We start from the raw sequence: 10,404 nt of genomic DNA, 5'->3' as shown, positions 1-10,404 counted from the left end.
TTCAATCTATAAGATCTTTCTAGAATATCTTTTCATTTCGAAAAACCTCTGAAACCTAGGATCTCTATCCTAGGTTTTTTTATAAAATAAATAAAAATACATACTGACAAAAAAAGAGGTTTTACAGAAAAAAGAGGTTTGATACTTATGATACAATAAAAGAGGAGATGATGAAGTATGTACTTATATAAAGATAGGGGATTTTATAATCCAAAAGATTTAGCAATTTCAGTAATTGGAGGGAAATGGAAAATTCCTATTGTTTGGCATTTATTACATTATGAACCACTACGTCTAAGTGAACTAAATAAATACATGCCTCAAGTTACACAACGAATGTTAATTCGTCAATTACGTGAATTAGAAGAAGATGGGATTATTGAACGCACCGTTTATCCTGTTGTTCCACCCAAAGTAGAATATCATTTAACAGAAATTGGTCATGATTTAGCTCCGGTAGTAGATGCAATTTGCGACTGGGGAGAAGAATTTGTTAAAAAGAATGAATTGGAAGAAGTAGATGAGCTACCTCCTGTTTTTTAGAATAAAAATAAAAAGAAGCAATTGTAAAATTGCTTCTTTTTGTTTATTTTTGTCCTTGTTCATGAATGAAATGAATTATATCTTTGATTACTAAAGGAGCAATTTCTTCATTTAAAATCTCATGGCGAGCATCAGGATATAATTTAGAAACGACATAATCTTTTTTGGCTTTGGTTAAGCGACGCTCTACCTCTAAAACACCTTTGCCATAATTTCCTACAGGATCATCAATACCACTCATCAAGAAAATAGGAATATTTTTTGTACTAGCAAATACTTCTTTGCGGTTGCAAAAATAAAGAAGTTTAAATAAAGTGAAAAAGCCATTATTGGTAAAAGTAAATCCTAGTTTAGGATTGGCATCATATTCTGCAACATTTTTTTCATTATGACTCAACCAGTGATTTTTTGATTGAAAGGTTTCATCATCAATAAATAAACGATAAGCACCGAAAGATAAAGTATCCATAATTGGATTAATATATTTAGGATGTAAGTGAGCAATTTTTTTCGCTGTTGGTAAAATAAGTTCTACTTCTTTTCTTGGCCCACTAGTTCCCATAATAATTGCAAATTGATAGAAGTTTTGGCGAATTAATGCAATACGAGTGATAAAAGAACCCATACTATGAGCAAAAATACCAAAAGGAAGGTCTTCGGCTAAAGAAGCACCAATTTGTCCAATTTTTAAGACGTCTTCCACTAAAACTTCTTCGGCTTTTTCTGAGGTAAAATAGCCAAAAAGTTCATTAGAAAGAATTGCTGTATTGCCATGACCAAGGTGATCGTGAGCAACTACAGAGATGTGTGCTTGATTTAATTCTTCGATAAAAGGTTCATAGCGCTCTGTCCATTCTGCCATACCATGAACTAATTGTAGTAAAAAACGAGGTTCTTTTGCTGGATAATAATATCCTTGCAATGTATGGATGCCATCTTGAGATGGACAAGTAAATGTTAATTTTTGCATAGTTTATCCTCTCTTTTTCCATTCTTTCCTTCATTTTAGCAAAAAAGAAAAAGAATTCTCAAATAGAAAGAGGTATTGGAGAAGGTTCTTAATTTTTGGTAAAATAAATAGTAATCATTGATGTAGAAAGAAGGATTCATATGACGTTAGGAAAATATGTATACCGTTTAGCCACTCTAGCGATTGAAAATGGAGGGTGGATGGAACTAGATCGTCTATATTTACAAAATCAAATTTTAAGTGAAATTGGTGTGACTACTCCTGTTTCTTTTGAAAAAGGATGCGAATTAGAAGCTTCTGAAATTATTGATGTTTTAGTAGAAGAAGCAAGAAAACACGAAAAAATTCATCATGCCAAAGAAGAAGTAGAATTACGTGGAAAATTATATGATCTATTAACTCCACCTCCTGCGGTATTTAATGCGTATTTCAGTCAACTTTACGATAAAGATCCAGAACGAGCATTTCAATATTTAGAAAAAATTAGTTATGAAAATCAAACGCTAAAAGAAAAAGCAGAACCTAAATATTTAGAAACACAATTAGGACAATTAATGTACACAAAAACGAATGGAACTTATGAAGAAAACATTCCGACAGAAAATGCAAAATATCCTCGTTGTGGACTTTGTTTTGAAAATGAAGGCTATAATGTAAATGGAGGAGCTCCTTTCCGTTATATTCGAATGAATTTACAAGGAGAAAGTTTTGGATTACGTCTAGTGTCTTATCCACTATGGAATGAACATAGTTTATTTGTTGCTCAAGCGCATCAAACATTAATGCATAGTCGAAAAACAGTAGATCAATTATTGCAACTGGCTTATCTTTTCCCTGGTCATTTTATTGCGTGTGATAGCGATCTTTTGGTGGATTCCTTACGTCCACAACATGTCGTTTATCAAGGAGGAAAAGATGACGTACCATTATTAATGCGTAAAGAAAAAGCAACGTTTACTTTACGAGGCTACGAAGAAGTCGATGTAGCGATTTTAGATTATCCATTAACAGTTTGTCGTTTACGAGCAAAAGAGGGAGCAACACTTTTAAACTTAGGGACAGAAATGATGCAACAATGGAGAACTTATGATTTAGAAAATAGCCCTGCTTTTAAAGAAAACGGTTCCTTAAACCATAGTGTCATGATGGTAGCACAAAAAGAAGAAGAAATGATGAGTTTATACTTATGCTTTTTAGCTAGTGATACTCCTTATGCGCTACATTTAGCTCAAGGATTAGGAGTTGCTGCAATTCATGGTAGTTTAATTCAAGAAGAAATGAATGAATTGCGTATGGCATTAGAAAACAGTGATCCATTCCAACAAAATCCACGTTGGATTGATGAATGGATGCAACACTTGGATAATCGTTTAGAAAGAGGAGAATAGAATGAAAGAATTATGTTTAGATACGGCCAATCAAACTCTGGGGGTGGCCTTTTTAGAAGAAGGAAAACCACAATGGATTGTCCAACGATTCCAACAAAAAAATCATAGCATTGCTCTAATGCCAGCGATTGAAGATGGAATGAAAGAATTACAATGGGAACCCAAAGATCTTGACCGTATTTACGTCTCTTATGGACCTGGTTCTTATACTGGTGTTCGAATTGGTGTGACTACCGCAAAAACAATGGCTTATGCTTTACAATGTCCATTATGCTTGGTTTCTTCTTTGGCGATTATGGCAGCTTCTGCGCCTAAAGGAATTGTAGTACCGATGATTAACGCTCGTCGCCAACACGTATATGCTGGAATTTATGAATGGGATGGAGAAAAAGTCGTTTCTTTACATGAAGATGGATATTTTTCTTTAGAAGAAATGATTGATCGTGCGAGTGCCTTTGAAGAAGTGATTTTCACAGGAGATGCAAAAGATTTTAAAGAAGAGATTTTAGCACAAATCCCAGAAGCAAAAATTCAAGAAGGGTGGATTGATTCTGCTCCAAATCCATATGGAATGGTATTTTGTCCTTATGAAGAGGTGAGTGGAGAAGCCATTCATACGGTTGTTCCTAACTATTTAAAACGTGTAGAAGCAGAAGAAAATTGGTTAAAAGAACATGGAACTCAAATTGAAGAAACAAACTATGTGGAACGCACGAAATAAATCTTTTCCTCGAGTATTACATAAAAAAGAAAATCCAATTTTAATTCGTTCAGCAGAAGAAACAGACATTCCTCGTTTGATGGCGATTGAAAGAGCGATTTATCAATATCGGTTACAATGGACAAAAGCGACGTTTGAACGAGAATTAAGAAGTGATATTCCTCACCTTTATTTAGTAGTGGAATGGGATGGAGAAGTTGTCGGATTTATCGGTGCACGTTTTTATGAGGCACGAGGTCATATTACAAATTTAGCGATTCATCCTGAATACCAAAGAAGAGGATTAGCACATTTGTTAATTCAACGCGTAGAGCGAAAAGCAAAGTTTTACCATTGTAAGAAATTAAGTCTGCAAGTTCGGACAAGTAATATGCTTGCCCAAAAGTTATATCGCTCTTTAGGTTTTCGTTCTCGTCGTTATTTATATCATTATTATGAAGATAATGGTGAAAATGCGATTTATATGGAGAAAAAATTGTGAAGTTACAAGAATTACAAAAAAAAGACATTCCTTTGATTCAAAAGATTGCGGCTCGTGCTTATGAAGAAGATCCTTGGACAACCGCTCAATATGAGTCTGATTTTTCGAATGAATATACACATTTTTTAGGGGTTTATGATAAAGAATGTGTGGGCTATATTCATTATCAAGTGCTTGCTCAAGAAGGAGAAATTTTAAACTTAGCTGTAGATCCAAAAGCACAAGGAAAAAACTTAGGCTCTCTTTTAATTGAAGCAATGTGGCAAAAAGAAGAAATGCAACGCTGTTTTTTAGAAGTTCGTTTGAGTAACAAAAAAGCACAAGCAGTGTATCAAAAGCAGGGATTCCAAAAGATTGGAACTAGGAAAAATTATTATCAAAATCCAAAAGAAGATGCGATTTTGATGGAAAGGGAAAGAAATTAGATGGAAGAAAAAGAAGATGTACTCATTTTAGCAGTAGAAAGTAGCTGTGATGAAACCAGTGTTGCTGTGGTAAAGAATGGAAATGAAATTTTATCTAACATTATTGCAACACAGATTAAATCTCACCAACGCTTTGGTGGAGTTGTTCCAGAAATTGCTAGTCGTCATCATGTGGAACAAATTACCTATTGTATCGAGGCTGCTTTAGAAGAGGCAAAAGTAGCACCCAAAGACTTAACGGCTGTAGCAGTGACTTATGGCCCAGGATTGGTAGGAGCTTTATTAATCGGATTAAGTGCAGCTAAAGCGTTCTCTTTTGCACATCAATTACCATTATTAAAGGTAAATCATATGGCAGGACATATTTATGCTGCTCAATTTGTAGAACCTTTAGAATTTCCATTAATGGCTCTAGTAGTTAGTGGTGGACATACAGAACTTGTTTATATGAAAGAAGATGGTTCTTTTGAAATTATTGGAGAAACAAGAGATGATGCCGCTGGAGAAGCTTATGATAAAGTAGGACGAGTATTAGGATTGCCTTATCCAAGTGGAAAATGGATTGATGAATTAGCTCATGAAGGAAAAGATACGTTTGACTTCCCACGCGCGATGTTAAAAGAGGATCATTTAGACTTTAGTTTTAGTGGTCTTAAGAGTGCGTTTATTAATACGGTTCATAATGCAGAACAACGTGGAGAAGAATTGAATAAAGCAGATTTAGCAGCAAGTTTCCAAGCTGCGGTTGTCGATGTATTAGTAGAAAAAACGATTCGTGCTTGTAAAGAATATCCGGTAAAACAATTGGTAGTAGCAGGAGGAGTGGCAGCTAACCAAGGATTACGTGAAGCATTAGCGACCCGCTTTACAAAAGAATTTCCAGAAGTAGAAATTGTCATTCCACCTTTACGTTTATGTGGAGATAATGCTGCAATGATTGGTGCTTATGCCTATACTGCCTTACAAAAAGGAGAATGGGCGGATGGTCAATTGAATGCGAAACCAAGTTTATGTTTTGCTAGAAAAGAAAAAGAAGTAGATGAATAAAAATCTACTTCTTTTTATTATTTTTGAAGATTTTTTGACGATTAATCATTGCTCGATAAACCCAAAGGAGCAAGATATTAATGAAGTTAATCACTAAAGTTGCAATAGGGATTAATTGTCCCATGATTAGCGCAATAATGTTTAAAATAATGGATTGGGTACAAATGATTTTTTGATTTTCCAATTCTTTGGCATCTGCATTGGATTTTCTTAGACATAAAATGAGTAATAAGTAAGCAATATTACTAATCAATAGTACTAACCCATACAAAGTTTCAGGAGCTCGATAATATAATCCTTCAATTAGCCAAGAAGTAGAAAAAGGAATAAAAGAAAAGCTAAATAAACTTAAATTGTTATACCATAAAATATGAGAATTGATTTTTTTAACACAACGAAAAAGATTAAAATGATTGACCCAATAAGTTCCTAATACAAAAAAGCTAAAACTATAAATTCCTAATGTAGGCAAAATTTTTAAAACTGCTGACCATTGAAAATCATGAACCGGTGCCTTAATTCCTAAAACCATCATTGTAATTAAAATTGCTAATACCGCATCTGTATAAGCCTCTAATCGTTCCTTGCGCATCAAAAACTCTCCTTTCTTTACTTGGTCATTCCTAGTATACTCTAAAATGGAAGAAAAGGAGGATGGAAATGCAAGAAATCACAGTAAAAGAATTTTTAGCTCAATCGTTAGAAAATCCAAAAATCATTGATGTGCGAGAAATTGAAGAATACGAGGAAGGACATATGCCACAAGCTATGAACTATCCTCTAAGTGAAATCAATGATTGGGCAACTACGTTAGATAAAAACGAGCATTATTATTTAATTTGTCGTTCTGGCTATCGTTCTCATAATGCTGGTTTATTTTTAGAAGAAAAAGGCTATGAAGTAACGAATTTATTAGGTGGTATGTTAGAATATACAGAAATTAAACAACACTAGTTGCAAAACAAAATTGAGTTCGGTATAATGTTAAAGGATATATTCCAAATATACATTTATTATTGATTGTGTGCAGGGTGCTAGTTTAGTCTGCAAGCAAGTTTGAGATAATAAAGAAGAATTTAAACCAAATTGGAGGAAACAAAATTATGGCAGTTATTTCAATGAAACAATTGTTAGAAGCAGGTGTACATTTTGGTCACCAAACACGCCGTTGGAACCCTAAAATGAAGAAATATATCTTCACAGAACGTAACGGTATTTACATCATCGACTTACAAAAAACAGTTCGCTTAGTAGATGATGCTTACAACTACATGAAAGAAATCGCAGAAGACGGAGGAATTGCTTTATTCGTTGGTACTAAAAAACAAGCGCAAGAAGCAATCGCTGAAGAAGCTATCCGTTCAGGTCAATACTATATTAACCATCGTTGGTTAGGTGGTACATTAACAAACTGGGATACAATTCAAAAACGTATCACTCGTTTGAAAAAAATCACTGAAATGGAAGAAGAAGGAATCTTCGAAGTATTACCTAAGAAAGAAGTAGCGAAATTAGTTAAAGAACGTGAAAAATTACAAAAATTCTTAGGCGGTATCGCTGATATGCCTCGTATTCCAGATGTATTATACATCGTTGACCCTCGTAAAGAACGTATCGCTGTTCAAGAAGCTCATAAATTGAACATCCCTATCGTTGCGATGGTAGATACAAACTGTGATCCAGATGAAATCGATGTAGTGATTCCATCAAACGATGACGCTATCCGCGCAATCAAATTAATCACAGGTAAAATGGCTGATGCTTTCATCGAAGCTCGTCAAGGTGAAGATGATGTTGAAGTAATCGCTGAAGAAATGGTTGAAGTTGCAGAAGATGCAGACTCAATCGAAGAAATCGTTGAAGTTGTTGAAGGAAGCAACGAATAATTATTAATACAATAAAAGAGAAAGTCGTTTTGAGTTTTACTCGAGCGACTTTTTCATAGATGAAGAATAATCCACACCAATGAGGAGGAAATAAAAATGGCTAAAATTACTGCCGCTATGGTTAAAGAGCTACGTGAAGCTACAGGCGTAGGTATGATGGATGCGAAAAAAGCATTAGTAGAAACAGATGGTGATTTCGATAAAGCTGTAGACGTATTACGTGAAAAAGGTATGGCAAAAGCTGCTAAGAAAAATGATCGTATCGCTGCAGAAGGATTAGCAAACGTTTATGTTGATGGTAACGTTGCTGCAATCGTAGAAGTTAACTCAGAAACAGACTTCGTAGCAAAAAATGAAATGTTCCAAAACTTAGTTAAAGATATTGCTAAATTAGTTGCAGAAAACAAACCTGCATCTATGGAAGAAGCAATGGCTTTAGAATTAAATGGTAAATCATTAGAAGAAGCTTTATTAGAAGCTACTACAGTTATCGGTGAAAAAATTAGCTTCCGTCGTTTCGAAGTAGTTGAAAAATCTGATAACGAATTCTTCGGTTCATACTTACACATGGGTGGACGTATTGCTGTATTAACAGTAATCGAAGGTGGAAATGATGCAGTAGCAAAAGATGTTGCTATGCACATTGCTGCGATTAACCCTCGTTACATGACTGAAGCAGAAGTACCAGCTGAAGAATTAGAACATGAGAAAAAAGTGTTAACAGAACAAGCATTAAACGAAGGTAAACCTGAAAACATCGTTGAAAAAATGGTTGTTGGACGCTTGAAAAAATTCTTGGCAGAAATCTGCTTAGTAGACCAACCATTCGTTAAAGATGGCGATATGACAGTAGGTAAATTCTTAAGCGATAACAATGCGACAGCTCGCATGTTTACTCGTTTTGAAGTTGGAGAAGGAATTGAGAAAAAAGAAGATAACTTTGTAGAAGAAGTTATGAGCCAAATTAACGGTTAATTTTACTCAATAAGAATAATAAATAAAGAGTTTGTGGTTTAACTGCAAGCTCTTTTTTTAAGAAAAAAGAGGGATTCACATGCAAGAAGCAAAATATAAACGTATCGTATTAAAGTTAAGCGGAGAAGCCTTAGCAGGTGATAATGGTTTTGGAATTAATCCTCCTGTCATCGATAGTATTGTAAAAGAAATTAAAGAAGTTTATGACTTAGGAATTGAAATTGCGATTGTTGTCGGTGGCGGTAATATTTGGCGTGGAGCCATTGGTGCAGAAATGGGAATGGAACGTGCCCAAGCAGATTATATGGGAATGTTAGCGACAGTAATGAATGCTTTAGCGTTACAAGATGCATTAGAAAACATTGACGTACCAACACGTGTTCAAACTTCTATTGAAATGCGTCAAATTGCTGAACCATATATTCGTCGTCGTGCTGAACGTCATTTAGAAAAATCTCGTGTAGTAATTTTTGCGGGTGGTACAGGAAACCCATACTTCTCAACTGATACTACAGCAGCATTACGTGCGGCAGAAATTAATGCTGATGTCATTTTAATGGCAAAAAATGATGTAGATGGTGTTTATTCTGCAGATCCAAAATTAGATGAAAATGCTGTGAAATATGAAGAATTAACACATTTAGATATTATTGCTAAAGGATTACACGTTATGGATTCTACAGCTAGCTCATTAAGTATGGACAACAATATTCCATTAGTTGTCTTCAACTTAAATGAACCAGGTAACATCAAACGTGTATGTTTAGGTGAAAATATCGGAACAACAGTAAAATAGGAGGCACAATTATGGCTTTAGAAGTTATCCAACAAGCACAAGAAAAAATGGAAAAATCAGAACAAGCATTACGTCGTGAATTATCACAAATCCGCGCTGGACGTGCAAATGCAAGTTTATTAGATCGTGTCCAAGTAGAATATTATGGAGTACCTACTCCAGTCAATCAAATGGCACAAATTTCTATTCCAGAAGCTCGTGTAATTATGATTACACCATTTGATAAAACTACTTTAAAAGATATCGAACGTGGAATTTTAGAAAGTGATTTAGGAATTAACCCAACCAATGATGGGAATGTTATTCGTTTAGTAATTCCTCAATTAACAGAAGAACGTCGTAAAGAATTAGCAAAAGAAGTGAAAAAAATTGCGGAACAAGGAAAAGTAAGTATCCGTCATATCCGTCGTGATGTTATGAATGCTTTGAAGAAAATGGAAAAAGCAAGCGAAATCACAGAAGATGATTTACGTGGATATGAAAAAGACGTTCAAGAATTAACAGATAAGAGCATCAAAGATATGGATGCAATTGCTGCTGAAAAAGAACAAGAATTATTAGAAATTTAATGATAATAGAAAAGATGGGAACTTTCCCATCTTTTTTGATTAAAAAATAAAGATAAACAAAAAAAGAAGACTCCACAGAGTCTTCTTTTTATTTACTTACTTACTTATTTATTTTCTTTGTTAGCGCAAGCAGCACATTTACCTGATTCTGCTTTTTGTAACATATCTTTAATATCTTTAATTGCTTCTTTTTGTTCTAAGTAGCTTTTTACTTTTGTTTCATGTTTTTCATCTTCTTTAATTTTAGCAAGATCTGCATCTAACGCATCTAAACGTTGATTGATTTCATCTACAGTTTCTTGTTCTTTTTTAATCCATTCGTTCATTGTAGGTTGTTCTTTATCTTTCGCTTTTTCTTCATCTTTTTCAATACGATGTTCTTTGCGAGTTAATACACGAATTTCATGTAAAGCTTTTTCTTGTTCGAAGAAGTCTTTTACTTTGCTATCTGTTGCTTCCATTTTATCTAATGTTTCATCCAATTTTTCTAAGCAATCAGAAATTTTAGCTAATAATTTTTGTTCACGTTCTTCAAAGTTTGCCATAATAAATCATCCTCTTTTCCATTAATATAAGTTTCCTTACAATGTCATTATAGTATGA

Annotated in this window: 14 protein-coding genes; 11 read left to right on the top strand and 3 right to left on the bottom strand. The window is 34.2% G+C overall.

Translation table 11 applies throughout. From position 1 onward, the window contains the following. The first annotated feature begins 177 nt into the window (after positions 1-177). Entirely contained in the window at positions 178-543 is a 366-nt protein-coding gene (locus C683_RS04260; RefSeq protein ID WP_009490359.1) for a winged helix-turn-helix transcriptional regulator, read from the top strand. Between the two features lie 43 nt (positions 544-586). On the opposite strand, the gene C683_RS04255 is transcribed toward C683_RS04260, so the two are convergent. After that, entirely contained in the window at positions 587-1,513 is a 927-nt protein-coding gene (locus C683_RS04255) for a serine aminopeptidase domain-containing protein (RefSeq protein WP_009490356.1), read from the bottom strand. A 140-nt stretch (positions 1,514-1,653) separates the two neighbouring features. Between C683_RS04255 and C683_RS04250 the strand changes: the two genes are divergently transcribed. Genes C683_RS04250 through tsaD form a run of 5 tightly spaced genes read left to right on the top strand, consistent with a single transcriptional unit; the run spans position 1,654 to position 5,575 of the window. Next, the gene (locus tag C683_RS04250) at positions 1,654-2,901 is read left to right on the top strand and encodes a galactose-1-phosphate uridylyltransferase (protein ID WP_009490354.1); all 1,248 of its coding nucleotides are present in this window, start codon (positions 1,654-1,656) and stop codon (positions 2,899-2,901) included. A 1-nt stretch (position 2,902) separates the two neighbouring features. Further along, positions 2,903-3,622 carry a tRNA (adenosine(37)-N6)-threonylcarbamoyltransferase complex dimerization subunit type 1 TsaB gene (tsaB, locus tag C683_RS04245; protein ID WP_009490352.1) on the top strand — a complete coding sequence of 240 codons (720 nt, stop codon included), beginning with the start codon at positions 2,903-2,905 and terminating at the stop codon, positions 3,620-3,622. Further along, positions 3,603-4,103 (top strand): ribosomal protein S18-alanine N-acetyltransferase, encoded by a 501-nt coding sequence (gene rimI / locus C683_RS04240; RefSeq protein ID WP_051011330.1) that lies wholly within the window; start codon positions 3,603-3,605, stop codon positions 4,101-4,103. The genes tsaB and rimI (C683_RS04240) overlap by 20 nt, the downstream gene beginning before the upstream one ends. Beyond that, complete coding sequence (gene rimI, locus C683_RS04235) at positions 4,100-4,528, top strand: ribosomal protein S18-alanine N-acetyltransferase (RefSeq protein ID WP_009490350.1); 429 nt, start codon at positions 4,100-4,102, stop codon at positions 4,526-4,528. Before rimI (C683_RS04240) ends, rimI (C683_RS04235) begins: the two co-directional genes overlap by 4 nt. Next, entirely contained in the window at positions 4,529-5,575 is a 1,047-nt protein-coding gene (gene tsaD, locus C683_RS04230) for a tRNA (adenosine(37)-N6)-threonylcarbamoyltransferase complex transferase subunit TsaD (protein ID WP_009490348.1), read from the top strand. Between the two features lie 4 nt (positions 5,576-5,579). Here tsaD and C683_RS04225 read toward each other — a convergent pair whose 3' ends face one another. After that, positions 5,580-6,167, bottom strand: coding sequence for a TMEM175 family protein (locus tag C683_RS04225; RefSeq protein ID WP_009490346.1), 588 nt, complete (start codon positions 6,165-6,167; stop codon positions 5,580-5,582). Positions 6,168-6,235: 68 nt separating this feature from the next. Here C683_RS04225 and C683_RS04220 point away from each other — a divergent pair, with 68 nt between their 5' ends. The 5 genes from C683_RS04220 (at position 6,236) to frr (ending at position 9,801) form a co-directional block, all read left to right on the top strand. Next, complete coding sequence (locus C683_RS04220) at positions 6,236-6,529, top strand: rhodanese-like domain-containing protein (RefSeq protein ID WP_009490344.1); 294 nt, start codon at positions 6,236-6,238, stop codon at positions 6,527-6,529. A gap of 149 nt (positions 6,530-6,678) precedes the next feature. After that, positions 6,679-7,461 carry a 30S ribosomal protein S2 gene (gene rpsB / locus C683_RS04215; protein ID WP_009490342.1) on the top strand — a complete coding sequence of 261 codons (783 nt, stop codon included), beginning with the start codon at positions 6,679-6,681 and terminating at the stop codon, positions 7,459-7,461. Positions 7,462-7,557: 96 nt separating this feature from the next. After that, positions 7,558-8,436, top strand: a complete 879-nt coding sequence (gene tsf, locus C683_RS04210; RefSeq protein ID WP_009490340.1) for a translation elongation factor Ts — start codon at positions 7,558-7,560, stop codon at positions 8,434-8,436. A 79-nt stretch (positions 8,437-8,515) separates the two neighbouring features. Further along, positions 8,516-9,232, top strand: coding sequence for a UMP kinase (gene pyrH / locus C683_RS04205; RefSeq protein WP_009490337.1), 717 nt, complete (start codon positions 8,516-8,518; stop codon positions 9,230-9,232). Between the two features lie 11 nt (positions 9,233-9,243). Continuing rightward, entirely contained in the window at positions 9,244-9,801 is a 558-nt protein-coding gene (frr, locus tag C683_RS04200; protein ID WP_009490335.1) for a ribosome recycling factor, read from the top strand. 104 nt (positions 9,802-9,905) lie between these two features. Here frr and C683_RS04195 read toward each other — a convergent pair whose 3' ends face one another. Next, positions 9,906-10,346, bottom strand: coding sequence for a hypothetical protein (locus C683_RS04195; RefSeq protein WP_009490333.1), 441 nt, complete (start codon positions 10,344-10,346; stop codon positions 9,906-9,908). Positions 10,347-10,404 lie beyond the last annotated feature (58 nt).

It is taken from the genome of Catellicoccus marimammalium M35/04/3, from assembly GCF_000313915.1.
GTDB classification, from domain to species: Bacteria; Bacillota; Bacilli; order Lactobacillales; family Catellicoccaceae; genus Catellicoccus; species Catellicoccus marimammalium.
The sequence above is the reverse complement of the archived record's forward strand: the minus strand, read 5'-3'. Positions and strand labels throughout refer to the sequence as shown.

Coding starts and splice junctions, on each gene's coding strand:
- frr (WP_009490335.1), top strand. CDS start 9,244: ATGGCTTTAGAAGTTATCCAACAAGCACAAGAAAAAATGGAAAAATCA.
- C683_RS04195 (WP_009490333.1), bottom strand. CDS start 10,346: ATGGCAAACTTTGAAGAACGTGAACAAAAATTATTAGCTAAAATTTCT.
- rpsB (WP_009490342.1), top strand. CDS start 6,679: ATGGCAGTTATTTCAATGAAACAATTGTTAGAAGCAGGTGTACATTTT.
- C683_RS04255 (WP_009490356.1), bottom strand. CDS start 1,513: ATGCAAAAATTAACATTTACTTGTCCATCTCAAGATGGCATCCATACA.
- tsf (WP_009490340.1), top strand. CDS start 7,558: ATGGCTAAAATTACTGCCGCTATGGTTAAAGAGCTACGTGAAGCTACA.
- C683_RS04225 (WP_009490346.1), bottom strand. CDS start 6,167: ATGCGCAAGGAACGATTAGAGGCTTATACAGATGCGGTATTAGCAATT.
- pyrH (WP_009490337.1), top strand. CDS start 8,516: ATGCAAGAAGCAAAATATAAACGTATCGTATTAAAGTTAAGCGGAGAA.
- C683_RS04260 (WP_009490359.1), top strand. CDS start 178: ATGTACTTATATAAAGATAGGGGATTTTATAATCCAAAAGATTTAGCA.
- tsaD (WP_009490348.1), top strand. CDS start 4,529: ATGGAAGAAAAAGAAGATGTACTCATTTTAGCAGTAGAAAGTAGCTGT.
- C683_RS04220 (WP_009490344.1), top strand. CDS start 6,236: ATGCAAGAAATCACAGTAAAAGAATTTTTAGCTCAATCGTTAGAAAAT.
- C683_RS04250 (WP_009490354.1), top strand. CDS start 1,654: ATGACGTTAGGAAAATATGTATACCGTTTAGCCACTCTAGCGATTGAA.
- tsaB (WP_009490352.1), top strand. CDS start 2,903: ATGAAAGAATTATGTTTAGATACGGCCAATCAAACTCTGGGGGTGGCC.
- rimI (WP_051011330.1), top strand. CDS start 3,603: ATGTGGAACGCACGAAATAAATCTTTTCCTCGAGTATTACATAAAAAA.